This is a genomic window from Kribbella sp. NPDC026611, assembly GCF_040638345.1.
In the GTDB taxonomy this organism is placed as follows: Bacteria; Actinomycetota; Actinomycetes; order Propionibacteriales; family Kribbellaceae; genus Kribbella.
The window spans coordinates 1,124,644-1,147,610 of the sequence record NZ_JBEZYC010000002.1 but is presented as its reverse complement, the minus strand read 5'-3'; the positions used below and the strand labels follow the sequence as shown (position 1 = coordinate 1,147,610).

Sequence of the window (22,967 nt, the reverse complement as noted above, 5' to 3'; positions counted from 1 at the left end):
TCGCCGACGGGCCTGGGGCGCGGGAGAACGACTAGAGACGTCGCTCGACCGCGCCGCCGGGGTTGAGGAACAGCAGGATCGGTGGCGCGGTGTTGGGCAGGATCGCTGCGTACGCCTCGAGTTGTGGGGCGTAGTACGCGACCCGGCTGTCGAGGGCTGCGGCTGGGATCGCGTCGGTCTTGTAGTCGACGATCGTCAGGCGGCCGTCGTCTTCGCGGTAGATCAGGTCGACGAAGCCTTCGAGGACCGTGCCGTCCGGCTGGACGGTGCCGACGTACGACTCGCGCCAGTGCTCCCGCGCAGCCGCCCGTTGTACGACGTCCGACGCCAGCGCCGAGCGGACAAGTGCGGTGACGACGTCGGCGTATTCGAGCACACCCTCCGCGAGGCACTGCGTCGCGACCGCGGGTTCGAGCCCGGCGCCGGTGGAGAGGTCGACGACCTGTAGGACGGCGTGGACCGCGCGGCCGATCGCGGTTCCGTACCGGCCCTTGGACCATGGCGGGAGCTCTAGGTCGCGGGCGGCCTTCGCTGTACCCGGGTCGATGTCGGCCAGCGCGACCTCTGGACCGGTGCCTTCGAGGCCGGACGCGCTTTGGGCGGACCGGGCGCGACTTGCGGCTCGGGCCGCGGCGGAGCGGGTCTCCCACTCGGTCCGGGACATCGGTGGGGTGACGTCAGCGGTCGTTGCCGGTTCGCGGTCCGGGACCGGTTGGCCTGTGAAGACGGTCGCGTGCGGTGCATCGACTCCGCCGGCTGAGGCCAGGAGCTCGGCGTTGCTGGAGTGGCGGCGGTTGCCGGAGCGGTGCAGCGAGACGATGAGATGGTCGCGGGCGCGGGTCGCCGCGACGTACAGCAGGCGGCGGCGCTCGTAGTCGTCCATCTGCTCGTCGACCGGCTGGACCAGGTCGAAGTCTTCGGTCTGAACGGACGCCTTGAGCTTCACGGCGTACCCGCCGTCGGGCGGCCACAGGACCTGTACGCCGCGCTGGCGGTTCGGGGACGCGGTCATGCCGGACAGGATCACGATCGGGAACTCGAGGCCCTTCGCCGCGTGGATCGTCATCACCCGGACGGCGTCGGCATCGGTCTCGGGGAGGACGGCCTCAGCGACGCGGGACGTTTCCTCGCCTTGGTGGGCGGCCCAGGCGAGATACGAGCGCAGGCCACCGTGCTCGACCTCGGACCACGCGCGGGCCTGGTCGACAACGAAGCGGATGCGGCGCCAGGCGTCGCGGGCGCGCGGGCCGATCGCGGCGACCTCGAGCATGCGGCGGTCGGCCACGATCTTCGCGAGCACCTCACTGGGGGTGAGCCAGCGGGCGGCGTAGTACGTGCGGCGCAGCCACTCCACCGCCTCGCCAACGGGGTGCGTCAGCAGCTGGTCGGGCACCGGCGCAGTGAGGGTGAACGAGCCGCCGCCGCGCTTCCAGGTGTAGAGGTCGTCGTCGCCGCAGCCGAACAGCGGGGACCGAAGGGTGGTGACGAGCGCGAGCTGGTCGCTCGGGTCGCCGAGCGCGCGGGCACAGGCGAGCAGGTCGCGAACCTCGGCCGTTTGGTAGACGAGCGAGCTGGCCTCGGCGCGGTACGGGATGTCCGCGCGGTCGAGCGCGTCCTCGAGGAACGGGAGCGAGGTGCGGGCCGGGACGAGTACGGCGATGTCGCCTGCTTCCGCGGGGCGCCAGCCTTCCGAGCGTTCGTCGTACACCAGCCATCCCTCGCGGAGCGCCTGCTCAATGACCGACGCGACGTCGGCCGCCTCGCGCTCGCGCAACACGGACGCCTGCGCGCGCGGCAGGTCGTCATGCACCTCCGCCCCGAGGATCGTGACCGCCGGCCCAGCCGCTGGGTCCTCTGGCACGTCGTCAGCCGGCTCATCAACAGGTACGTCGGCCGTCGCCGAGTCACCGCGTCGCCTGAACGGGAGCACGGTCGCCAGGTCACCAACCCCGGAGCTCTCGGGATCGGAGGTGGCTGGAGAGTCGTCGAAGAGTGACGGCTCGGCGGCCGGATCGTCGAAGAGGGTCAGTTCGTCGGGGTCGTCGAAGATCGAGAGCTGGTCGCCACGGACGTCTTCGGGTTGGGTGGTGACCTGCTTGGCCCGAGGTGCCGTTGACGTCGCGGCGGTCCGGTGCGGGGCCAGCGACTGGTACGACGGTTGGGCCTGTTCCTGCGGCTGGATGAGGGTGTCGAAGACGGTGTTGATCCAGCGGAGGATCGGCGGGACCGTGCGGAAGTTGGTGGTGAGCGCGACCGTCTCACCCAGGAGATCCTGCGCGGTCAGGTACGTCGCGATATTCGCCCGGCGGAACCGGTAGATCGACTGTTTCGGGTCGCCGACGACGAACAGCCGCCCCTCAGGCACCTCGACGTCACGCCAATCCGCAGCATCCCCGTCGGCGCCGGCCGCGATCCGGACGGCGAGCTCGATCTGGATCGGGTCCGTGTCCTGGAACTCGTCCAGCAGCAACCGCTCGTACCGCTCCTGCAACGCCGCCCGCACCACCGCGTCCCGCCGCAGCAGGTCCCGCGCCAGGACCAGGAGGTCGTGGAACTCCAGCCGCCCCTCGCCACGCCGGACCTCGGCCGACTCCAGCACCCGCTCCGCGATCCAGTGCGAAAGATGCCGCAGGCAAGCATCCAGCAGCAGCTCGACCAGCGAACCGGCCACCTCGACGACCTCACCGCAGTCCGAGCGCGCCCGGTTGACGTCCGGCCAGTTCTCCTTCCGGCCGATCCGGCCGACCTTCAGCCCACGCAACGTCTGCAGAATCGCCAGCTGCGACTCCTGATCGGACGCCGCGCCGAGCATCAGCCCGAGCTCGCGGATCTGAACGATCTTCGGCAGCAACCGGTCCTCGCCGTCGAGGCACGATTCCGCCAACCCACCGATCTTCGCCGCGGCCGCGATCAGCCCGGTCAAGTCCGGCATCGACACCAGCTCAGGCGGATCCACCAGCACCCGCTCACCGATCAGGTCCCAGTCGTTGCCGAACAGCCGGGCCAGCGACCGCAGATGCTTCAGCTCGACACCCACCGCCATCGCCAGCAGCAACGGCTCGGCGATCGAATCGTCGTCCAGCAACTGTTGCTGCAGCTCCGCCCAACGCTCCTCGAACGCTACCGAGGACCCGACCTCGTCGAGGACGTCGATCAGCGGCGGCAGCCCGGCCTCGATCGGATGCGCGAGCAGAATCTGCTGCGCGAACGAGTGCAACGTCCCGATCGACGCCGAGTCCAGATCGTCCAGCGCAGCGTCGGCCAGCGCACCCGACGGACCGCGACGCGCCTTCTCGAACTCGACCCGCAACCGGTCGCGAAGCTCGGCCCCGGCCTTCTCGGTGAAGGTGACCGCCGCGATCCTCCGCAGCGGTACTTCGTCGCGCAGGACCAGCGTCACCACCCGATCGACCAGCGCGTGCGTCTTCCCCGACCCCGCGCCGGCCTCGACGAACAACGTCGCGTCCGTGTCGGTCCGGATCCGCTCCCGAGCGTCGCCGTCGAGCAACTGCTCACTCATCGCCGACCACCCCCGAAGCGCCCGGCCCAGTCGCAGCCGGAGCGACCGGCTCCAGCGCCGTCGGATCGATCAGCCGCACCAACCGCTCGAGCGTCGGATCGTGCCGCTTCCGGTCCCACCGCGCCCGCACCTCGCTGTGTCCCAACCCGTCCGGGTTGCAGTAAGGACACTGCACCCACAAGAAGTCCGGCACCTCGGGCGCCTTCGGCGGGAAGTACCCGGCCGCGATCGACGACACGATCACGTCCAGCGTGTCGACGTACCGCGCCTCGACCTCCGGCGTCAGCGGCACCGGGATCCGCTTCCCGCCGCGCCGGACGAACCAGTACGACGCCTCAACGGGAGTCGACGGCTCGCCCAACCGGGCCCGCGCCGCGTAGGCGTACACCGGCAGCTGCAGCTTCGTCCCGCCCGCGACCGGATCCGACTCGATCCCCTCGTACCGCGAGAAGCCGCCCGTCTTCACGTCGGTCACGTAGATCGTCCCGTCCGACCCGAGATCGACCTTGTCGGCCGATCCGCGCAGCAGCACCCGCCCCGACGGCACCGGAATCTCCACCGGCGGCTCGCCGTCGGACCCGAACCGCAGCTCGCTCGCCACCACCGACGCCGACCGCTCGGCCCGCCAGCGATCGTCGTCCGTCAACAACACCATGAGATCGCTCAGGATCCGCAGCCGCTCCCGCTGCCACAACCGCGGATGTCCGGTCAGCCCCTCAGCCTCGAACTGCTCGGCGAGCTCCGCCCCGATCGCCAGCAACAATGACCGCTGCTCGTCCGGCCACGGCTCGCCGTAGCCGGGCAGCGAGCCGGCCAACCGGCTGACGAACGCGTCCAGACCGTTGTGGATCAGGTTCCCCACCTGGATCGGCGAGATCACCAGCAGGTCCTCGGGTGACTCGATCGGCTCCACCTGCAGCAGGCGTTCGACGAAGTACGCGTGCGGACACGTCGCATACGCTTCCAGCGCCGTTGGCGACGCGATCCGGTCCTCTACGGCGTACTCGGGCAGGCCGGGCACGCCGGACAAGTCTCCGTCGAAGCGTGTAAAGGCCTGCGAGGCTCGTCCACGGAGCAGCTCCCGCGCTCGCACCAGCACGCCGTCGTGGACCCAGAGCCGCGCCGCCGCGGCCCGTGTCTGCCACTCCTGCTCAGTCGCCGGCATGGTTGCCGTGGTCAACGATCCGGCGTACGACGCCGAGGTCCGCAGTACCTTGTCGTGCCGGTCCCACTGCGTTGCCGGCAGCGCGTGGTCGCCGGTCAGCTCGCGCAGCGACCCGAGCAGCCACCGCGTCGGCAGCCGACGCGACGAACGCCGCAGGTCACCTCTGGGGAACGACGCCACCACCCGTGCGCCCGACGAGAACGCCACCAACAGGTGCCGCTGCTTCTCATCCAGCCGGTCCCGGAACGACGCCAGCTCCGGAGCCGCCGCCTCACGCACCCGATGCGGCAGCAGTGCGTCCTCGTGCACGCGCCCCGGGTACAGGTCCTCCGAGAGCCCCACGACGTACACCAGGTCCGCCGACAACCCGATGCTCGCCGACAACGGCGCCACCAGTACTCCGGTGCCGAACGTCCCGACCCGCGGCAATGACTGCTGCAGCTCGAGATCCAGCACGTCCCGCAGTACGGCGAGACTGGCCGGCGTACCGAGCTCGTCCAACGTGGACAGGCCCTTCAGCGACCCCTCGACCGCGGCAGCGGCGTACTGCTCCTCGGCCGGCAGCTGCGAGTAGTCCCCAAGGAGCTCCTGGAACAGCTGCAGGACACCGGACGCCAGCGAGGACCATGTCTCGAGCTCAGCAAGGGCAGTCAGCCGACGTCGCAGCTCGGAAGCAAACGCATGCAACCGCTCGGCCGTAGTCGCGTTGTACTGCGCGCGCCGCACCGCAGCAGGCCGTGGGTCGTCAGCAGCCTCTTCCTGATCGGCAGTGCGCCGCTCCGACTCGGCGTAGCGAGCCAGCCTGGTGTCCCAGTCGCCACCACGCACCACACCGGCTGCGCGCGACATCCGCTCCCACTGCGGCACCGGGATCCGCTCGCCGGTGAAGTCTCGCGTCGGTGCGTTCGCCAGCGCACGGAAGACGTCTGCCCGGGGCAGGTCCTGGTCGACCAGAGCCAGCACCTCGAGCAACGTCCGCGCCAGCGCGCGCTCGTGCACCGGTCGCGTGCCTGGTCCGTTGACTTCGATGTTGGCGGCGCCCAGGTGCTCATGGAGGAGACGCGCGTACGGCGAGGCCGCGGAGTACAGCACCGCGATCCGGTGGGCGGGCGTGTGCTGCAGCGCCGCGACCACGTCGCGCACCACGCAACGGACCTCGTCGTCGGCGTCGGACGCGTTCAGGATCTCGGTCGCGACCGGGTAGTTCTTCGAGATCGACGACGGCAGGTCGATCCCGATCCGCTCGAGCGACCGCCGGACCGCGCGGTCGGCCCGGCGAACGTCGGTCAGACCAACGATCACGGTCAGATCGGCAGCAGCGTCGCCGAGCGCTGCCACGAACGCTGCCTCGGACTGCGTGAGCTCCTGGGGCAGGTAGAGGACCAGCGCGCCGAGCTCGGCGACCACCTCCGGTGCAGCGGCGATGCGATTGGCCGCTGCGCGGAGCAGGTCGGTCTCGTCGTACCAGTCCGCTGCCAGCTCGCCAGTCACGTGCCGGTGCAGGCGAACGAGGTCCGGACCGAGCGCCGACGCCTCAGCGACGCTGTGCAAAGCCGGGTCGCTCAGGTCGCGCAGCTCGCGGTGAGCCGATGCAAGCGCTTGGATGGTCGAGGGGTGCTCCGCCACCTCCTCGAAGATGCCCGGCGCCTTCGACAGCGCCGTACGCCACGTCGCCGCCACGATCGGCCGCGTGGCGGGGCGGCGCGGCGCGAGAGAGCCGGCCGCGAGTTGCTCGGCCAGGCGCTCGAGCGTCGCCAGGTAGAGGCCGGCGATCCCGTCTCGCGCAAGGTGCCGGCGGGCGATCACGCCGGCCAGGTTGTTCGGCAGCAGCAGGGTCACCGGCTTCATCGGATCGTCCGCCTTCAGCCGCGCCACCACGGCCTGCAGGCGCTCCAGAGCGGCAGCGCCGTACGCCGTGCTCTCGATCCGCGTGCTGCTCACGACGAACTCCCAACCTCTCGCCGATCTGTCACTGTCATCGCAGACGGTAAACCCTCCCACGGACAAGAAAGTGTCCGGGCGCGAAACGCCAAGGTTTCTGCGGGCCTGGTGGCGGGATCTGACAATGAAGGAATGACCAGGGAGACGGCGGTGGCGCGGGTTCTGCTCGTGCTGGTGTTCGCGCCGGCCGGTGGGTTGTTCGGCGAGGCGGTGGCCGAGGCCGCGCAGGGTCGCGAGTGGTGGCCGTGGCTGGTCGCGGCGCCGGTCTGGCTGGTCGTGTCGGGGGCGATCTCGATGGCGGTGTCGAGCCGTTTCGACGAGCACAGATAATGCTCCGATGGTCGCCGCGGTGCATCACATCGAGATCTGGGTCCCGGACCTGTCCCGGGCCGAGCAGAGCTGGGGCTGGGTCCTCAACCGGCTGGGTTGGAAGGACGGTGACGGCTGGCCCGGTGGGATGACCTGGACCGCTCCGGACGGGAGCTACGTCGTGGTCGAGCAGAGCCCGGCGATGTCCGCCGGCGAGCACGACCGGATGCGGCCCGGGATGAACCACCTGGCGCTGAACGCGGCCGGCCGCGCGAAGGTCGACGCGATCGTCGCGGAGGCTGCCGCACACGGCTGGACGCTGATGTTCGCGGACCGGCACCCCTACGCCGGCGGTCCGCAGCATTACGCCGCCTTCCTGCACAACACCGACGGCTACGAGCTGGAAATCGTCGCACCCGATTGACAGGTGAGACCAGTGATGCCTGGAGTGACAGTTGGGACTACCGATGTGACATGGTTACCCCAGGCAAGGAGAGGTCGTGGCTGCTGGTCCAGCAGACACCCCCTAGGGTCGCGGGGCAGAGGTTGGAAGGACGGTGCTCGTGACGGAGACGCCTGACGGGGGTAGTGCACCCGGACCGGCCTCACCGGAGCTCCTGGAAGCGCGGATCCGCGGTCTGCAGTACGCGCTGGGGCAGTTGCTCGACACCGCGCGTCGCCTGACGCAGGGCGAGCACCAGCGCGCAGTACAGCTGCATCGTCAGCTGCAGGAGCAGACGGCCACCGCGCGGCGTGAGTCGCGCGCTCTGGTCGATGCGAAGACCGCAGAGGCCCTGTCGACGGCTGAGCCGAAGGCACGGCTGCTGGCGGACCGGTTGGCGCCTGGTCTCGCGTCCATCCCGCCCAACGACGCTCGCTGGCGGTCCAGACAGCTCATCGGCGCCGGCGTGCCGTCGTACGTGCGCATCGGCGAGCTGGACGCCGGTACGCCGGTTGTCGCGCCGCTGCTGCAGACCAACGGCTGGAAGGTGACCGCTGACCGCAACGAGTCGGCCAGACGGTTGCTGCAGAGCATTGCACTGCGGCTGGTCGCTGCTGCTGAACCGTTCCGGCTACGCATCGACGCGTTCGACCCGCGGCTGACGGGGATGATGGGGCTGCTCGGCCACCTCACCACGAAGTACCCGCAATTGGTGCCCAGAGCAACGCACACCGCGGAGCAGCTGCACACCGTGCTGTCCGGGCTGGTCGACGTGTCGTCGCTGCGGGCCAGTCGGCAGGCGCAGCTCGGGCACGAGCGGTTCGAGGACCTCATCCGGGAGACAGGTCAGGTCACTGACCCCTACCGGTTGGTCATCCTCTTCGACTACCCCTCCGGCATCGACACGCTGGCTCAGCGCGACCTGCTCCGGCTGGCGGCGACTGCAGGGCAGCGCGGGATCTGCTTCCTCGTCCACCACGACGTAGCGACGTCGCCGGAGCTGGACGTCAACGCGAAGCAGTTGCTCGACCTCCTCAATCCGGTTGCCATCGTCAACAACAAGGTGGAGCTGACGCAGCTGCCGGGCATCGCCGCGAAGCTGGACCCGCCCTTCGACGCCAACATCGCCGCAGGTATCTGTGACGTGATCGCTGAGCAGGCGGACATCGCTGTACTGCCGACGATCGACTTCGAACGCACCCTGCCGGACCGATCGACCTGGTGGACCCCGGTCAAGGACGAGATCGGCACGGTGATCGGGTACGACGACCGCACGCCGGCGCTGGTCCGGCTGCGCAGCGGCAACCCGGCGCTGCCGCACGTACTGGTCGGGGGAGCGGTCGGTCAGGGCAAGTCGAACCTGCTGCTGGTGATGATCCACGGTCTGGCCGCGCGGTACTCGCCGGCAGACCTGGAGATGTACCTGCTCGACTTCAAGCACGGCGTGGAGTTCTCTGCCCTCGGTCCGGGACCGGAGCGGCCGCACTGGCTGCCACAGATCCGGGTGCTGGGAGTGCACAGCGACCGCGCGTTCGGTCTGGCCGTACTGCGGCACCTGTCCGACGAGCTGGCGCGCCGGAGCGAGATCTTCAAGTCGCACGGCAACGTTGCTGACATCGCTGAGCTCGCACCGGGTCCGGACCGGCCACCGCGCATCCTCGTCGTGCTTGACGAGTTCCAGGTGCTGCTGGAGGACGACGACGAGCTCGCGGACGAGGCGGCGAAGCTGCTGGAGCGTTTGGTGCGACTAGGACGTGCGTACGGCGTACATGTCGTGCTGGCGACCCAGACGATCGAGGGGGTCAAGCGGCTGTCGACGCGGCGCGACTCGATCTTTGGCCAGGTGCCGTACCGGATCGCGCTGAAGACCACACCGGCCGACTCGCAGGCCATCTTGCGCAGTGGCAACACCGCCGCGGCGGAGCTGCAGTTCCGTGGCGAGGCAGTGCTGAACGCGAACTTCGGCTCGCCGGACGACAACCAGCACGTGCTGGTGAGCTTCGCTGACAAGCCAGTGCTGGACGCCCTTCGGCAGGAGCTGTGGCAGCGCGCCGGTACGGCGGCGCACCCGCCGCGCGTGTTCCACCTGGCCGAGCCGGCGCGCATCACGGACACCGCTGCGGCAGTCAAGCCCGAGCTGGGGCGGCCGTGGACCGGACTGCCCATCGCAGTGACCGAGGAGCCGGTACAAGTCGAGGTGCGGCCCGAGCCAGGCGGCGGTGTACTCGTGCTGGGTGACGGGCCGGCGGATGCGCTCGGCGTACTCAGTGGGCTGGCGGTGTCGACGGCTGCCGCGGCAGTTGACCCGCCGCGGTTCGTGTTCGTGGACGGTACCAACTCGGCGCCTGCGGTTGCTGAGGGCAAGGACGCGTTGGTGCAGGTGCTGCGGGAGCTGGGCTGTGAGGTCGAGACCGTGGACAAGCACGACGACATCGCGCCCCGGTTGTTCGCACTGCGCGACGCCATGCGGTCCGGGACGGCCGGTGCGACGTACCTCCTCGGGTTCGGCTTCCACGGCGTACCTCGGATGCAGCTGCACGCGGACGGGTTCTTCGAGAGCCCGGCGAACGCGTTGCAGGACATCGTGCGCGACGGGCCGGCACACGGGCTGATCACGTTCGGCTGGTGGAATCGGTTGCACGTATGCACTGAGCAGCTCGGGTACGGGCGAGGGAACGTCGCTACGCACCTGTTCCTTCGGCACCCGCAGGACGGGGTGCGTGCGGTCGCCGGACCGCTGGTGCGGTGGGCGTCGGAGCCGCACCGGGGGCTCTTGTGGGACGGGCTACATCCGGAGGCACAGGTCGTCGTACCGTTCGCGGCGCTGCGAGCCGACGAGGTCGAGCGTGCGGTGGAGCTGGTGAGGCGATGAAGACGGTCGAGCAGGAGTGGTCGGAGTACGTGCGGGCGTTGCGTACGGTCGCCATGGCCAGAGCGGACGCGCAGCAGGCGCAGGACCGGGTCACGGCACACAAGTCGAAGGCTGAGGCCACAGCTGCAGCAGAGGCGACCGCGATGGCCGAGCGGGGGCAGCAGCTGCAGACGCGGCTGAATGGGCTGGCTGAGAAGGCTGCTGCGAGTCTCCAGCGGGCCGGGCTGCCGGCTGAGGGCAGGCGGGCGAACCACACCCTGCCGGAGATCCGGTCGCTGAGCGACATCGAGCCGATCGCTGCACGCATCACCAAGCAGCTGACGGAGGCGGTCGACCAGCTGGAGGAGGTACGGACCGCGGCCCGGGCAGAGCAGGAGCGGCGCAGGCGGCGTACCATCAGCGCGGCCGTGGCGCTGGTCGGTTTCGTGCTGGTCTGGGTGGTCACCGGGTTGTTTCTGGCCGGGGTTGAAGCGGCGGCGATCGGAGCGGTGACCATGCTGGCTGCGTCACGGGTGCTGGGGCTGCCGCGGCTGCCCGGTGCGCGCTGGTGGGGCTGGGGCGGTGCGGTCGCGGTGATGGTGGCGATGGCTGCCGGCTTGCCGTGGTGGCTCGCTATCGCGGTCCCGGTGGTAGTGGCGGGTACGGCGATCGTGCTGCCGAAGAAGCGCAACTAGTTGGGAGTGGGTTGAGGTGTCCGACGTACTGCGGCTCAAGGAACAGCTGCACCAGGTCTCGATGGAGGCCAAGCAGGCGGCCGGTGGGCTGGCCGGGTTCAAGCTGCGGTTCACCCAGCACAGTCAGCTGGTGGAAAGTCTGATCGCGGGTACGGCGACCGGGATCGACCGGGACATCATCGAGATCCTCGAGGCGGCCGGCAAGGCGGTCGAGCAGGCCGCCGAGGCGCTGGAGATCGCGTCCGCCGGCTGCACGAGCTACGCCGACCAGATCTGACGCCGTTGCCGTCGGAGCTGCAGCGCGTCGCCCGCGGCCTGGTCGACTGTTTCGACGAGGTCCCGGGCGTCGTCGAACGCCTGCAACGCACGGCGCTGCGCTGCCGCGAGAACGCCCAGGTCGTCCTCCAGGCCTCCCACGGCCAGGCAACCGTAGCCGCCCAGCAACTGGACGCCGCGGCCCGCGCCTGCGAGGCCGCCGCCCACTACCTCTCAATGGCCCCACCCAAGGCCCGCACCTGGGCCGAGGGCCTGGTCGGCGGTTCGGGCCCTTCGACCAACCGCCCATCCTCCGACTCCGCCAACCGCAACAAACTCCCCACCGGCGGCCGCCCGATCCGCACGCAACGCCTAACCGCCACCTTCGAAGACCTAGAAGTTGCCAAAGACAATGAACCACCCCTCGTCATAGTCGCCCGCAAAGCCTTCGAAACCTTCCGCAAACAGTCAGAAAAAGACGAAGAAGACTCCAAAGACCTCCCCGAAGAACCGCTCGAGATCGAGATCACCGTCACCGAATCCGGCGACCTGGAGTTCGAAGAACACAACGAGAAAGAAGACAAGAAACGCGAAGCCCACCTCCTCCGCGACTTCGAAATCTCCACCGACCTCACCGAAGCCGTGAAGACGCTCCTGAAAGCCATGTCCAAGGACGAAGGCCGCGAGTGGGAACAGGCCGTCATCACCATCACCACCCACCAGGTAGAAGCCACCTTCGACTACCCGGACGACCACTCCGAGCCGATCGTCGTCGACATCGAACTGCCGAACCTCCCAGGAGCCGATCTCGATCTGGCCTTCGACCTGAGGCCGCTCGAGGTCGGCTTCGCGCCGAGCGTTCATGATCCGGACCGGTCCTTCAAGCCTCATGAACGGGTCATCGCCGATCGACTCGCGGAGGAGGGCTGGCGCGTCGACGCGCGGAAACCAGATCATTCCTCGGGTGCGAAGAACCCGGACGCGACGGTTCGTAAGGGGGCAGGTGAGCGGGGCGTGATCGTCGAGTTCAAGACGCCCACCAAGAACTCGACCAGTACCATCAGGCGGAACATCTGTGACGCAAGCGAACAAGCATCCGAGGTCGTGATCGACGGTCGGGGTGTTGATCTTGCCGAGGACGATGCCTGGCGTGCGTACCGGCGGGCAGCAGGTCAGCCTGGCAAGACGATTGCCGAGGTCGTTCACATCTTGCTGGGTGACGGACGACTCGTCAGCTATCGGAAGGAGCGTTGATGTCGGTTGTCGACAGCGTATTTCTGGCGGTTCCGGACACACCGTCGCAGGTGGCGGACTGGTTGGTCGCAGCCGCCGGCTGTGAGGTGGTGCTCGCCGAGCCGAGAACCGTCCGCCTGCGGCGTCGAGCGGAGACCGTTCCGGATTGGCTGGGGATCGTCGTACAGGCCAACGGGTACGTCCTCCCCGATCCGGAGCCGGACGAGGTCCAGGCGATGGACGGATATCCGATCGAGGTTCAGGTGCGCGCGGGTCAGCCCGACGAGGTGCTGCACCGGGAAGCAGGGCTCCTGTTCAGCACACTGACGGAGTCCCGGCCCGATGCACCAATGCTGCTGGTGCACAACCTGGAGACGCTGATCGCGGCTCACGTCCCGCACGTCGCAACCCACACGTTTCTGCCGCCCGTCACTCCCGACATCGCCGACATCGCCACCTGGCGCCCTTGGGTCGTCACCCCACACTGAGCCGGCCCGCAAGGAGCAGTGATGTCGACCGACGACCACATCTTTGTGGCTGGTAGCGCGTCGCTGGAGGAGGCTGCTCAGTGGTTGAGTGGTGTACTGCGGCTGGAGCCGGTTGACGATCCTGACTTGAAGGACGGCGTGCGGCTGTTCAGGGGGGACGCGAGGACGGCTGACGGACCCTTGTACGTCTTGGTCGAGCCGAATGTCTACGGCGAGACGGATCCGGCACCTGAAGATGTCTCAGCTGTCGACGGCTATCCGATCGCGGTCGAGGTACGTCTGCTCGGCGCCCGCCACGAGGATGCGCAGGCTAGCGAGGCGCGCGCCGTCTTCGACGAGCTGGTCCAGACCCAGCCCCCGGCGGCCCTGATCCTGAGCCATGCCCTGTCCTGGATCGTCGCTGCCTACCTACCGGGCACCGGCACCCACACCTTCCCACCCCACACCTCCCTCGACGCCGATCACCTCGACACCTGGCGGCCCTGGATCGCTAGCTGATTTGCACGGGCGGTTGGTGAGTTATGTGAGGGAGTCTTGATGGCTGACAGCGACGAGATCTTTATGGCTACGGATGAGCCGCTGGAGGCTGCCGCGAACCGAGTGGCCGGGGTGCTCGGGCTGGAGTTCCTCGGGGACCTGCGAGCCGACACGGGTGAGTTGCAGTACAAGGGCCGGGCGCGCACGTTCGACGGAGTCATCGGCGTCTACATCGGGCCGAACAAGTTCGGCCCGGAGCCGGGGGAGGTTCAGGCGATGGACAGGTATCCGCTGATCGTCGACGTACAGTCCCGCACGCACAAGACGGCTCAGCGGGACGAGGCCCGCCTGGCGTTCGGCTTGCTGGTCGAGGCGCTCGGCAACGTACCCGCGCTGCTCTCCCACAACCTCGAGCTCCTCGTCGCCGCGTACCTACCGGGGCGCGGGACCCACACCTTCGACGCCGACACCACCCTCGACGACCCGGACGTCGACACCTGGCGGGCCTGGGTTGTTTAGGAGACTGGGCGTCTCCTGGTGGGTTTGGGGGAAGTTTGGGGGATTCGCGTCATAGCGGCCGGTGACGGTCGTCACTTCCTGTGAAGCCATCCCCACAGGAGTGGACGTGATTGATGTGAAGGGAATTGTTGCGAGGGCGTTGGTTGGAGCTTGCCGGATCCGGCGGCGGGTGCATTGAGATGACTGCTGACAGTGCGGACGGGGATCCTCACCCGGGTGTTGTCAGAGTTGCCGAGCGGCGGCGGGTTCGGGTCTGGTTCGGGGAGCACGTGGTCGCGGACTACCGGGCCGAAGCCGAGCTGGCCGAGCGGTACGCGGCTGCCATGTCCCGTCGGTTCGCCGGTCTGCGCGTGACCAGCGAACCGATTCCGGACTGCGATCCGGGACCGGACCGCCGGCTCCCGGGCGAACGGCTCTGGGAGGTCAGTCCGACATGAGCTCCCGTCGTTTCCGGCTGATCCGCCATTATGACGTCTCCGGTGTCAGCGGCACCGGCCCCGTCGCCGAGGGTGTGCAGTTCACCGACGGCGCCGTGGCGCTCCGCTGGTACGGCGACTATCCGACGACCACCGTCTGGGACGGTATCGAGTCCGTCATCGCCATTCACGGTCACGGCGGCGCCACCGAGGTCGAGTGGATCGACCCCGAGTCCAGCCCCGACCCTGATCTGCAAATACCACCACCCGAGACGCTTCGACCGAGACCGTGGCCGGATCTGCACTCCGCCGCCGAGCCACAGGACCCCGATCCTCTGCACAGCGAGCGCGACCTCGGCCCGCAGTCGGGCCGGTCGGCCTACCGCGCCTTCCGCTGAGCCGCGCGCTGGCGCCGGTACGCCGTACCACCTGGGAGACGGCGTACCGGGCGCGCCGAAAGCAGGTCCGGGACCAGCGCCGTGGGTCCGGGCCCCCGTTGGTGGGCCGGTGCCGTATTCCTTTCCGGCACCGGCCCGCTGCTCAGCTGTACTCCATCGTCTGCACGAGGTCGAGGTTGTAGAACTTGCCCGGCCCGTCGCAGAGCTCCATCATCCGTTCCGAGAACTCGGTCGTGTCGGCCCGTTGCGAGTTCTCCATCGCCTCCTCGTAGGAGTTGAACTCGACGATCGCGAAGTACCGTCCGGACTCGTCGCGGTCGGCACACAGGATGCCGCGCGCCGGCGCCGCCCCCTCCGCGTCCGCGCCGCGTTTCGCGCTGAACTCGGTCATCAGCGCCTCGATCTCGTCCGGCTTCGACGTCCGGTACTCGATGATCTGAACGAAACCAGCCATGTCGGCCCCCTGTCTCCGTGGCACCCACCCCCAGGGCGCCTCCTTTCTCGAACAGTGCGCCCGCAACGCCTGCGGGGCAAGGGTTTGACCCTTACGGCGGTCTGACACGGCCGGTCGGTCACCGCGGGTATTTCTGCCGTCGGCAGAGCGTGCTGGGTTTTGTCGGTGCGGCCTGATTTGCTGGCCCGCATGGAGATTCTGATCCTTGGCGGTACGGCGTTCCTCGGTCGCGAGCTCGCCCGGCAGGCGGTCGCGCGCGGCCACTCGGTCACCTGCGTCGCGCGCGGCGAGAGCGGTTCGGTCGCGGACGGTGCCACGTTGGTCGCGGTCGACCGCAGCAGCCCGGACGGGTACGACGCCGTGCCACGGAAGGACTGGGACGCGGTGTTCGAGGTGTCGTGGCAACCAGCTTTCGTGCGCGGCGCGCTGGCCGCATTCGGCCCGCGGGCGAGGCACTGGACGTACGTGTCGTCGATCAACGCCTACGAGAAGTACGACACGCCCGGCGCCGACGAGTCAGCGGTACTGCGGACGCCGACCGAGCTGGAGGTGGTGAGTCAGGAGCAGTACGGCGCGGCGAAGGTCGCCTGTGAGCTCGCGTCGCGGGAGATCGTCGGGGATCGACTGGTGATTGCCCGGGCCGGGCTGATCGGCGGGCCGGGGGACAAGAGCGATCGGGCTGGTGCGTGGGTTGCGCGGGCGGCGCGGGCCCCGGAGGAGCCGCTGCTCGTGCCGGACACGCCTGACTTGGCGACGTCGGTCATCGACGTGCGGGATCTGGCCGGCTGGCTGCTGGACTGCGCGACCGAGGGCCGGACCGGGACGTTCGACGCGCAAGGACCGGTCGTGCCGTTCGGGGAGTGGATCGAGTTGGCGCGGGAGGTAGGCGGTCACACCGGGCCGGTTGTCCTCGCGCCGAAGGATTGGTTGGAGGAGCAGAAGGTCGAGCAGTACATGGGACCCGACTCGTTGGCGATGTGGATCGTTGAGGAGGGCTACGAGGGCTGGTCGTCGCGGAGCGGTGCCGCGGCGCGGGCCGCCGGGCTAGTGCACCGACCTCGGCGGGAGTTCCTGGTCGACGCGTTGGCCTGGGAGCGAGAGCTCGGTCTGGACCGCGAGCGCCGGGCCGGTTTGAGCGCCACGCGCGAGAAGGAGTTGATCGAGTCGCTGAAGGGCTGAAGAGTAGGCGCATGCGCCTGGTGCTGATCTCGGACACTCACCTGCCGGTGCGGGCGAAGAACCTGCCCGATCCGGTCTGGGACGCGGTCGAGAGCGCCGATGTGGTCATCCACGCGGGAGATTGGGTGCACGTCGGACTGCTGGACGTGTTGGAGTCACGCGCGGCCCGGTTGATCGGGTGCTGGGGCAACAACGACGGTCCGGAGTTGCGGGCGCGGCTGCCTGAGGTCGCGCGGGCGACGCTCGACGGATTGTCGCTGGCCGTGGTCCACGAGACCGGTTCTGCTCAGGGGCGTGAGATGCGGTGCGAGGCGGCGTACCCGGGTGTGGACGTGCTGGTGTTCGGGCACAGTCACATCCCGTGGGACACGACGGGTCCGAAGGGGCTGCGGTTGCTCAATCCGGGTTCGCCGACGGATCGGCGGCGGCAGCCGTACTGCACGTACATGACCGCGACGATCACGGCCGGCCGGCTCGAGGACGTTGCCTTGCACAACCTCTAGGGCTGGGGACGACGCTGCCGGCGCCGAAGAGGAGGGTTGCCCGGGACAACGACCTCGGGCGGGCGTGCGACGGTGGACGCCGTACCACCGAGTTACGGCGTACCGAGGCGCGCCCGGCCGATCGTCGTACCGGGGTCAGGCGTTGGCTGCTTCCTTGACCCGGGTCTTGAGCCGGTCCCGGACCTCTTCGGGGGTGTACGAGCGACGCTTCCGCTCGCCCCGCGCGATCACCACGCCGGTCGCGGCCACGCCGACGATCCCGGCAAGTCCAATCACCTTCCATACCTTCATGCCGACTAACCTAGCGACGTGGACAGCCGGATTTCGCTGGATGACGCTACGGAACTGACACGAACAGGTGACATTTGGCTGTTCCGCGGTGAGAGCGCCGCAGATCGTGCCATCCAGCTCACCACCAACAGCCCGGTCAACCACGTCGGCATGGCGATCGTCGTCGAGGACCTGCCGCCGTTGATGTGGCACGCCGAGTTGGGCCGTTCGCTGCCGGACGTGTGGACCGGCACGCACCACCGCGGCGTACAGCTGCACGACCTGCGGGACTCGGTGCTGGTCTGGGCGCGCAAGTACGGTCAGCGTGCGTGGTTGCGGCAGCTCGACCACCCGGTCACGCACGCGATGGAGGACTCGGTACTGCGAACGGTCGCGCGGCTGGACGGTACGCCGTTCCCGTCGACGGCCCGGCTGGCGTCGCGATGGGTCAAGGGCCGGGTCCCGGCGATCCGGCGGGGAGCGCGCGAGCTCGAGCTGGAGACGGCGTACTGCGCGGAGGTCGTTGCCATCACCTACGAAGAGATGGGGCTGCTGCACAAGCGGCCACCGAACTGGTACGACCCCGGCCGCTTCTGGAGCGGTGATGAACTGCGGTTGTCGCACGGCGCGCGGCTCGGTGACGAGATCGCGGTCGACATCCCTGGTCTCTGACGGTGACGAAAACTGTCGGGGGCGTGTGATTGGGTTGTTCCAGTCGGTCAGCGAACCGGAGGAGGCCCGGGATGTATGCCGTCATCGACACCGAGACCACCGGTCTGCTGCCGAGCCATCGGCACCGGGTCATCGAGATCGCGGTCGTGCTCCTGGACGCCCGCGGGCAGGTCGAGCACGAGTGGGTGACGTTGCTGAATCCGCAACGCGATCTCGGTCCGCAGCACATCCACGGGATCTTGACCGCGGATGTGCTGGCGGCGCCGGAGTTCCGGGACATCGCGCGCCAGCTCGGGGCATTGCTGGCAGGGCGGATGGTTGTCGGGCACAACGTCGAGTTCGATCTCGGGTTCCTGCGGGCGGAGTTCGCGCGGATCGGGTTCGCGGTGCCGCTGATCACCGAGCGGTCGATGTGCACGATGGCGCTGGCCGGATATCTGTACCCGGGGGCGAAGCGGACGCTCGGCGCGTGCTGTGCGGCGGCCGGGATCTCGATCGAGGGGTGGCACTCGGCGCTTGCGGATACGCGGGCCACGGCTGAGCTGTTCGGGCAGTATTTACAGGCGTTTCCGTCGCCGCCGCCGTGGCAGTGGGCCTACGAAGAGGTGCGGCGGTTGCAGTGGCCGGCGTTGCCGGGGACGGATGTCGCGCCGACTGTGCGGCCGGTGCATGCGGGTGGGCGGCATGGGTGGATGAGTCGGCTTGTCGACCAGTTGCCCCGAGTTCCGGAGCCGCCGCAGGCCGACTCGTACCTCGTCTTGCTGGACTCGATCGTCGCGAACCGCGAGATCACGGCCGGCGACGCGGACCAGCTCGTGCAGGTGGCGAACGAGCTCGGCCTCACGCGCTCTGAGGTCGACGAGCTGCATCGCTCGTACGTCGTCGATCTGGCGGAGGCGTCGTGGGGCGATGAGATCACGGCCGACCAGCGACGGGATCTGGACCAGGTCGCGGTGATGCTGGGCCGGCGGGTGGTGGACGTCGACCAGGCACTGGTGCGGGCGAGCGGCGGCGGTTACGTCGTACCGCCGCGGCCTGGAGCGCAGGGTTTTCCGCGGGGCAGCACGATGGTCTTCACCGGCGACATGGTCGAGCCCCGAGAGATCTGGTGGGACCGCGCAGTGGCAGCCGGCTTCAACCCACAGGAGGCGGTCCGCCCAGACACGACCTTCGTGGTAGCCGCCGACACCGACACCCTCTCGGTAAAGGCGCGAGCGGCCCGCGAGTACAACATCCCCATCATCTCCACAGAAGACTTCCGCAACCTCCTCCCCACCAACCAACGCAAAGCCGGCTAACGCCGCCCCGCGGGGATGTCCGGGACCGGGTGGAGGGCTGGTCATGCAAGGCCGCGGGTTTCCGGAGTCGGGTGGAGCCGCTGGTCATGCGGAGCCGCAGGTTCCGGGGCCCGGTGGAGCCACCGGTCGGGGTCATACGAGGCCGCAGGTTCCGGGTTCGGGGGGAGTCGCCGCTCCGGGTCATGCGAGACCGCGGGTTCCGGGGTCGGTGGTGCCGGCGCCGGGGTGTGGGCTCCCGGTGGGCGGTCCGTGGGTCAGGCGGACGGTCCGGTTGGGCAGGCGATCGGGTATGGAGCGGGCGGACGCCACGCCGACTTGGTGAGCTGCCGGACGCGGCGGCCGGTGCGCGGTGTCCGAGGGGCGGGTGGAGCCGTCGGGGTGCGGTTCGGTTCGAAGAACGTCGGGGACGCGGGGATACGCGAGGCGGTGGGGGTGAGCCGTGGGGTACGGCGGGCGTTCGATGGGCGAGTGGCGGTGGGCGGTGAGGGTACGGCGGGTGTTCGGTGGGGAGTGGGTATGGCCGCGACCGGTGGGCGGGTGTTCGTGGGGCGGTGGGGGTACGGGCGGCGGGTGGGTTGGGGTAGGGGGTTGGTGTGGGGGTGGGGTTAGGGGAGGTGGGTTGGGGTTAGGAGGGGGTGGAGGGTTAGGCCGGCTTGGGTTAGTGGGGGTGGGGTGGTGGGGTTGCGGTTGAGGACGCAGAGGGCGTGGGTGATGGTGGCGCCGGTGGCTCGGAGGGATTGGGTGGAGAGGATGATTTGGCCGCCGGTGGTGACTACGTCTTCGACGATGGTGACGGTGCGGCCGGTGGTGTTGGTGCCTTCGGCCAGGCGGCGGGTGCCGTAGGGCTTGGGTTCTTTGCGGACGAAGGCGCAGGGGAGGCCGGTGTGGCGGGCGAGGGCGGTGACGACGGGGATGCCGCCCATCTCGAGGCCGGCCAGGACCTCGGTGTCGGGTGGTACCAGCTCGACCATCGCGGCGGCGATCTCGTCCAGCAGGACCGGGTCCGCCTCGAAGGCGTACTTGTCGAAGTACTCCGTCGACGTCTGCCCGGACCGCAGCAAGAACTCACCCGTCAGGTGAGCGGTCTGATAAACCCGTTGCCCCAGCTCCTGAAGATCCACGCCCGGCACCCTACCCCGGCCCGACCAGGCTCCGGGGCTGTGGCGATTGGCTCTCCATCCCTCCGCCAAGTCGCGGCACAACGCGACTCGACGGGCGGGAGAGGGTTAGTCCTCTTCGGCGGGGGCTTCCTCGATTTCGAAGCGGAGTTGTTTGCCGGCGCGGATGCGTTCGATGGCGGCCAGGCAGGCCGGCTCGCTCATCGCGACGCCGATCTCGGCCAGTTTGTGGCGGAGCACCCGGGCCGCGTCCTCAGCGGAGCGGGCGCTGGTTTCGTTGATGGCCTCGATCGTGGTGGTGGTGAGCTTCTCGCGAATGTCCGGGTGAACCTCGTGGATCTCATGGGTGATTCTGAACTCGGTCATCGCGACTCGCTCTTCCTTTCGCCCGCGGGCCGACAGTAAGGCTCAAGCGTAGTGCTCGGCGCCGCCTTCCCGCCGTCACGCCAGCACGCGATTTACGAAACCTTCAAGGCGGGCCGAGAGCCGCGCGGCGCGCTCCTCCGGGGAAGCGGTTTCACCTTGCGGTACGTCGAGTTCGCGCAGGCCCCGGATGTACAGCGAGCAGGCGAGGTCGGCGCAGATGTACGTGCCGACCGTGTTCCCCTCCCGCCCGGCCGTCCCGGCACGGCGAGCGGCGAACAGCGCGACGTCGCTGACGTGGTGCGCGGTGTTGCACAGGTCGCACAGCCCGGAGAAGCGGCGCGGTGCGCCCGAGGCCTGGGTGGTCACCGCGATCCCGGTGACGCCGGCGTCCCGCCGTACCACCAGGTAGCCGCGGTTCGGCGCCTTCGGGTCGCGCCAGCCGAGATAGTCGAGCGACTCCCAGGGCAGTTCGGTGAAGCGCGTAGGCAGGTTGATCGCCTTGGCCTGGCCCTTGGTCGAGTTGACGAACGAGCGTTTGATCTCGTCCGCGGTCAGCGGTTCCACGATCATCCTCCGATTGATCGACCATGCATGATCGACCAACCATGAGACCGAACACCGCAGCCCGCCGCAACCGAAATAAACGTTGCCGGAGGCAATTAGCTGTCGAGGTAGCCGGCGGTCCGGTGCTCGTCGTGGTTGCGCAGGTCGACGCCGAAGTCGACGGCTGCCTTGAGCCGGAGCAGCAGCGACACCAGTTCGGGGGAGTCGTCGTCCGAGCTGAGCGTGACGTCGGTCCCGCCGGCGTCGCCGGGCGTCAGCGCGAAGGCAATGCGCCGACCGAAGTACTCGAGCTGGAAGAGTTCGTCCTGGACTGCGCGTTCGATCGCGCAGTTCGCGGTCCGGCCGTCGGCCAGCGCGAACGCGATCACCCCGCCCGACTCCGGGGCCGAGCCGGCCCAGAACCGCTCGCGGCCCAGCGGCGTGCTCAGCGCTCGGTAGACGTCGCTCGGCGCGGACTTGCAGAACACCTTCTGCTCCGTCAACCTCACCCTCCTCGGATCGACCAGCCCATTGTCGGGCCGCACCGGGGGCAACGCGAGCCACTCCGCGGGCACGCGCGGTGCCGGGGTGGACATCCGAGCGAGAAAGGTGAATTCTGTATCATGCAAACTTCAACTAATGCCCCTGTTCGACCTTCTGCCTCTGGAGGAATTCCTGATGTCCAACGAGTACGCCGCACTCACCGGTGACTACACGATCGACACGGCGCACACCCGGGTCGGTTTCAGTGCCCGGCACGCGATGGTGACCAAGGTGCGGGGTGCGTTCGACGAGTTCGAGGGCACGTTCCACATCGACGGCGAGAACCCGGAGAAGTCGTCCGGCAAGGTGACGATCCAGGCCAAGAGCATCAACACCCGCAACGGCCAGCGCGACGACCACCTGCGCTCCAACGACTTCCTGTCGATGGACGAGTACCCGGAGATCAGCTTCGTGTCGACCGCGGTCAAGCAGACCGGCGACGCGGACTTCGTGGTGACCGGCGACGTGACCATCCGCGGCGTGACCAGGTCGGTCGAGGTCCCGTTCGAGTACACCGGTTCGGCGACCGACCCGTTCGGCAACCAGCGGGTCGGCCTCGAAGGCTCCGTGGTGATCAACCGCAAGGACTACGGCGTCAGCTGGAACGCGGCCCTCGAGGGCGGCGGCGTACTGGTCAGCGAGAAGGTCACGCTCGAGCTCGAGGTCTCCGCGATCAAGAACGCCTGATCCCCACTCCTTTCCGGAACAAGAGTGCCGCCCGGTGGCACTTTTGTTCCGGAAATCAGGTGTGGCGTGAGGTCTGGTGCAGGAGGTCCTCGACCGCGACGCGGAGGTCGTCGTCGTGATGCGGACCGGACCAGACCACGATCCGGCCCTTGTCGCCCAAGGCCGTGGCGATGAGGTCGCGGGCCGGCGTCGGGTCGCCCTGGTTGAGCACGACGACCAGGCGGCGGCCGTCGCGGTGCAGCCGTTCCAGCAGCGGCGGAAGCGTCGAGCCGCGGAACAGGCCGGGATCGCTCTTCACCTTGGTCTCGACCATGATTCCCCGGCCGCGCACGACGAGCAGGAAGTCTGCCCGGTCCCGGGTGAACTCGCGGTCGTGGTAGATCCGGGACCGCGGCCAGAGCCGCAGCAGCGCCGCGTCGACGTCGGAGTCGTACTGCGCGGCGAGCCGGCTGACGCGCGAGCTGGTACCGCGTGGCCGGAACGATTCCGGCGTACGGCGGACCGCGCGGCCGCGACCGAACAACGGTAAGAACCAACGCGCGAACCTGGTGTCGATCATCGGCGGACCCCTCGACCTAGCCGGCACTCACCCTCGAGTCTGCCCAGCCGGGCGCGCGGAAACCCG

25 protein-coding genes are annotated in these 22,967 nt (G+C 68.9%); 16 read left to right on the top strand and 9 right to left on the bottom strand.

Features of this window, described 5'->3' with window-relative positions; genetic code table 11:
* Positions 1 to 31: 31 nt before the first annotated feature.
* Positions 32 to 3,520, bottom strand: coding sequence for a UvrD-helicase domain-containing protein (locus AB0E69_RS11480; protein ID WP_360142860.1), 3,489 nt, complete (start codon positions 3,518 to 3,520; stop codon positions 32 to 34).
* Positions 3,513 to 6,626: a PD-(D/E)XK nuclease family protein gene (locus AB0E69_RS11475; protein ID WP_360142858.1), complete on the bottom strand. Its 3,114-nt coding sequence runs from the start codon at positions 6,624 to 6,626 to the stop codon at positions 3,513 to 3,515. Before AB0E69_RS11475 ends, AB0E69_RS11480 begins: the two co-directional genes overlap by 8 nt.
* Positions 6,627 to 6,758: 132 nt before the next feature.
* Here AB0E69_RS11475 and AB0E69_RS11470 point away from each other — a divergent pair, with 132 nt between their 5' ends.
* From AB0E69_RS11470 to AB0E69_RS11420, 11 genes are all read left to right on the top strand, one after another.
* A complete protein-coding gene (locus tag AB0E69_RS11470) occupies positions 6,759 to 6,956 on the top strand; it encodes a hypothetical protein (protein WP_360142856.1) in 198 nt (65 codons plus the stop codon).
* Between the two features lie 7 nt (positions 6,957 to 6,963).
* Positions 6,964 to 7,359: a VOC family protein gene (locus AB0E69_RS11465; protein ID WP_360142854.1), complete on the top strand. Its 396-nt coding sequence runs from the start codon at positions 6,964 to 6,966 to the stop codon at positions 7,357 to 7,359.
* 139 nt (positions 7,360 to 7,498) lie between these two features.
* The gene (locus AB0E69_RS11460) at positions 7,499 to 10,249 is read left to right on the top strand and encodes an FtsK/SpoIIIE domain-containing protein (protein WP_360142852.1); all 2,751 of its coding nucleotides are present in this window, start codon (positions 7,499 to 7,501) and stop codon (positions 10,247 to 10,249) included.
* Positions 10,246 to 10,923, top strand: a complete 678-nt coding sequence (locus AB0E69_RS11455; protein WP_360142850.1) for a hypothetical protein — start codon at positions 10,246 to 10,248, stop codon at positions 10,921 to 10,923. Before AB0E69_RS11460 ends, AB0E69_RS11455 begins: the two co-directional genes overlap by 4 nt.
* A 16-nt stretch (positions 10,924 to 10,939) precedes the next feature.
* Positions 10,940 to 11,200, top strand: coding sequence for a hypothetical protein (locus tag AB0E69_RS11450; protein WP_360142848.1), 261 nt, complete (start codon positions 10,940 to 10,942; stop codon positions 11,198 to 11,200).
* Between the two features lie 5 nt (positions 11,201 to 11,205).
* Positions 11,206 to 12,432 (top strand): hypothetical protein, encoded by a 1,227-nt coding sequence (locus tag AB0E69_RS11445; RefSeq protein ID WP_360142846.1) that lies wholly within the window; start codon positions 11,206 to 11,208, stop codon positions 12,430 to 12,432.
* A complete protein-coding gene (locus tag AB0E69_RS11440; protein ID WP_360142844.1) occupies positions 12,432 to 12,899 on the top strand; it encodes a hypothetical protein in 468 nt (155 codons plus the stop codon). Before AB0E69_RS11445 ends, AB0E69_RS11440 begins: the two co-directional genes overlap by 1 nt.
* 21 nt (positions 12,900 to 12,920) lie before the next feature.
* On the top strand, positions 12,921 to 13,397 hold the full coding sequence (locus AB0E69_RS11435; RefSeq protein ID WP_360142842.1) for a hypothetical protein: 477 nt from the start codon (positions 12,921 to 12,923) through the stop codon (positions 13,395 to 13,397).
* 39 nt (positions 13,398 to 13,436) lie between these two features.
* Positions 13,437 to 13,895, top strand: coding sequence for a hypothetical protein (locus AB0E69_RS11430; protein WP_360142840.1), 459 nt, complete (start codon positions 13,437 to 13,439; stop codon positions 13,893 to 13,895).
* A gap of 179 nt (positions 13,896 to 14,074) precedes the next feature.
* Positions 14,075 to 14,332: a hypothetical protein gene (locus AB0E69_RS11425; protein WP_360142838.1), complete on the top strand. Its 258-nt coding sequence runs from the start codon at positions 14,075 to 14,077 to the stop codon at positions 14,330 to 14,332.
* A complete protein-coding gene (locus AB0E69_RS11420; protein WP_360142836.1) occupies positions 14,329 to 14,709 on the top strand; it encodes a hypothetical protein in 381 nt (126 codons plus the stop codon). Before AB0E69_RS11425 ends, AB0E69_RS11420 begins: the two co-directional genes overlap by 4 nt.
* 142 nt (positions 14,710 to 14,851) lie before the next feature.
* Here the strand turns inward: AB0E69_RS11420 and AB0E69_RS11415 are convergent, their stop codons facing one another.
* Positions 14,852 to 15,163, bottom strand: coding sequence for a hypothetical protein (locus tag AB0E69_RS11415; protein WP_360142834.1), 312 nt, complete (start codon positions 15,161 to 15,163; stop codon positions 14,852 to 14,854).
* Positions 15,164 to 15,352: 189 nt separating this feature from the next.
* Here AB0E69_RS11415 and AB0E69_RS11410 point away from each other — a divergent pair, with 189 nt between their 5' ends.
* Both AB0E69_RS11410 and AB0E69_RS11405 read left to right on the top strand, forming a co-directional pair.
* Positions 15,353 to 16,342 (top strand): NAD-dependent epimerase/dehydratase family protein, encoded by a 990-nt coding sequence (locus AB0E69_RS11410; RefSeq protein ID WP_360142832.1) that lies wholly within the window; start codon positions 15,353 to 15,355, stop codon positions 16,340 to 16,342.
* Between the two features lie 11 nt (positions 16,343 to 16,353).
* A complete protein-coding gene (locus AB0E69_RS11405) occupies positions 16,354 to 16,845 on the top strand; it encodes a metallophosphoesterase (protein ID WP_360142830.1) in 492 nt (163 codons plus the stop codon).
* Positions 16,846 to 16,980: 135 nt separating this feature from the next.
* Here AB0E69_RS11405 and AB0E69_RS11400 read toward each other — a convergent pair whose 3' ends face one another.
* On the bottom strand, positions 16,981 to 17,136 hold the full coding sequence (locus AB0E69_RS11400; RefSeq protein WP_360142828.1) for a hypothetical protein: 156 nt from the start codon (positions 17,134 to 17,136) through the stop codon (positions 16,981 to 16,983).
* A gap of 18 nt (positions 17,137 to 17,154) precedes the next feature.
* Between AB0E69_RS11400 and AB0E69_RS11395 the strand changes: the two genes are divergently transcribed.
* On the top strand, positions 17,155 to 17,787 hold the full coding sequence (locus AB0E69_RS11395; RefSeq protein WP_360142826.1) for a hypothetical protein: 633 nt from the start codon (positions 17,155 to 17,157) through the stop codon (positions 17,785 to 17,787).
* 71 nt (positions 17,788 to 17,858) lie between these two features.
* On the top strand, positions 17,859 to 19,085 hold the full coding sequence (locus AB0E69_RS11390; protein ID WP_360142824.1) for an exonuclease domain-containing protein: 1,227 nt from the start codon (positions 17,859 to 17,861) through the stop codon (positions 19,083 to 19,085).
* A 605-nt stretch (positions 19,086 to 19,690) separates the two neighbouring features.
* Here the strand turns inward: AB0E69_RS11390 and AB0E69_RS11385 are convergent.
* From AB0E69_RS11385 to AB0E69_RS11370, 4 genes are all read right to left on the bottom strand, one after another.
* On the bottom strand, positions 19,691 to 20,206 hold the full coding sequence (locus AB0E69_RS11385) for a phosphoribosyltransferase family protein (protein ID WP_360142822.1): 516 nt from the start codon (positions 20,204 to 20,206) through the stop codon (positions 19,691 to 19,693).
* 105 nt (positions 20,207 to 20,311) lie between these two features.
* Entirely contained in the window at positions 20,312 to 20,569 is a 258-nt protein-coding gene (locus AB0E69_RS11380) for a hypothetical protein (RefSeq protein ID WP_360142820.1), read from the bottom strand.
* Positions 20,570 to 20,644: 75 nt separating this feature from the next.
* Positions 20,645 to 21,139 carry an FBP domain-containing protein gene (locus tag AB0E69_RS11375; RefSeq protein WP_360142818.1) on the bottom strand — a complete coding sequence of 165 codons (495 nt, stop codon included), beginning with the start codon at positions 21,137 to 21,139 and terminating at the stop codon, positions 20,645 to 20,647.
* A gap of 89 nt (positions 21,140 to 21,228) precedes the next feature.
* The gene (locus AB0E69_RS11370; RefSeq protein WP_360142816.1) at positions 21,229 to 21,615 is read right to left on the bottom strand and encodes a hypothetical protein; all 387 of its coding nucleotides are present in this window, start codon (positions 21,613 to 21,615) and stop codon (positions 21,229 to 21,231) included.
* Positions 21,616 to 21,790: 175 nt separating this feature from the next.
* On the opposite strand from AB0E69_RS11370, the gene AB0E69_RS11365 reads away from it, so the two are divergent.
* Positions 21,791 to 22,342, top strand: a complete 552-nt coding sequence (locus AB0E69_RS11365; RefSeq protein WP_360142814.1) for a YceI family protein — start codon at positions 21,791 to 21,793, stop codon at positions 22,340 to 22,342.
* Positions 22,343 to 22,397: 55 nt separating this feature from the next.
* On the opposite strand, the gene AB0E69_RS11360 is transcribed toward AB0E69_RS11365, so the two are convergent.
* A complete protein-coding gene (locus AB0E69_RS11360; protein WP_360142812.1) occupies positions 22,398 to 22,901 on the bottom strand; it encodes a hypothetical protein in 504 nt (167 codons plus the stop codon).
* Between the last annotated feature and the right edge of the window lie 66 nt (positions 22,902 to 22,967).

Bases quoted from the DNA above. Each gene is read 5' to 3' on its own strand.
- AB0E69_RS11375 (WP_360142818.1), bottom strand. From the start codon at position 21,139: ATGATCGTGGAACCGCTGACCGCGGACGAGATCAAACGCTCGTTCGTC.
- AB0E69_RS11480 (WP_360142860.1), bottom strand. From the start codon at position 3,520: ATGAGTGAGCAGTTGCTCGACGGCGACGCTCGGGAGCGGATCCGGACC.
- AB0E69_RS11430 (WP_360142840.1), top strand. From the start codon at position 13,437: ATGGCTGACAGCGACGAGATCTTTATGGCTACGGATGAGCCGCTGGAG.
- AB0E69_RS11380 (WP_360142820.1), bottom strand. From the start codon at position 20,569: ATGACCGAGTTCAGAATCACCCATGAGATCCACGAGGTTCACCCGGAC.
- AB0E69_RS11360 (WP_360142812.1), bottom strand. From the start codon at position 22,901: ATGATCGACACCAGGTTCGCGCGTTGGTTCTTACCGTTGTTCGGTCGC.
- AB0E69_RS11420 (WP_360142836.1), top strand. From the start codon at position 14,329: ATGAGCTCCCGTCGTTTCCGGCTGATCCGCCATTATGACGTCTCCGGT.
- AB0E69_RS11425 (WP_360142838.1), top strand. From the start codon at position 14,075: ATGACTGCTGACAGTGCGGACGGGGATCCTCACCCGGGTGTTGTCAGA.
- AB0E69_RS11390 (WP_360142824.1), top strand. From the start codon at position 17,859: ATGTATGCCGTCATCGACACCGAGACCACCGGTCTGCTGCCGAGCCAT.
- AB0E69_RS11410 (WP_360142832.1), top strand. From the start codon at position 15,353: ATGGAGATTCTGATCCTTGGCGGTACGGCGTTCCTCGGTCGCGAGCTC.
- AB0E69_RS11455 (WP_360142850.1), top strand. From the start codon at position 10,246: ATGAAGACGGTCGAGCAGGAGTGGTCGGAGTACGTGCGGGCGTTGCGT.
- AB0E69_RS11465 (WP_360142854.1), top strand. From the start codon at position 6,964: ATGGTCGCCGCGGTGCATCACATCGAGATCTGGGTCCCGGACCTGTCC.
- AB0E69_RS11365 (WP_360142814.1), top strand. From the start codon at position 21,791: ATGTCCAACGAGTACGCCGCACTCACCGGTGACTACACGATCGACACG.
- AB0E69_RS11435 (WP_360142842.1), top strand. From the start codon at position 12,921: ATGTCGACCGACGACCACATCTTTGTGGCTGGTAGCGCGTCGCTGGAG.
- AB0E69_RS11440 (WP_360142844.1), top strand. From the start codon at position 12,432: ATGTCGGTTGTCGACAGCGTATTTCTGGCGGTTCCGGACACACCGTCG.
- AB0E69_RS11405 (WP_360142830.1), top strand. From the start codon at position 16,354: ATGCGCCTGGTGCTGATCTCGGACACTCACCTGCCGGTGCGGGCGAAG.
- AB0E69_RS11415 (WP_360142834.1), bottom strand. From the start codon at position 15,163: ATGGCTGGTTTCGTTCAGATCATCGAGTACCGGACGTCGAAGCCGGAC.
- AB0E69_RS11470 (WP_360142856.1), top strand. From the start codon at position 6,759: ATGACCAGGGAGACGGCGGTGGCGCGGGTTCTGCTCGTGCTGGTGTTC.
- AB0E69_RS11400 (WP_360142828.1), bottom strand. From the start codon at position 17,136: ATGAAGGTATGGAAGGTGATTGGACTTGCCGGGATCGTCGGCGTGGCC.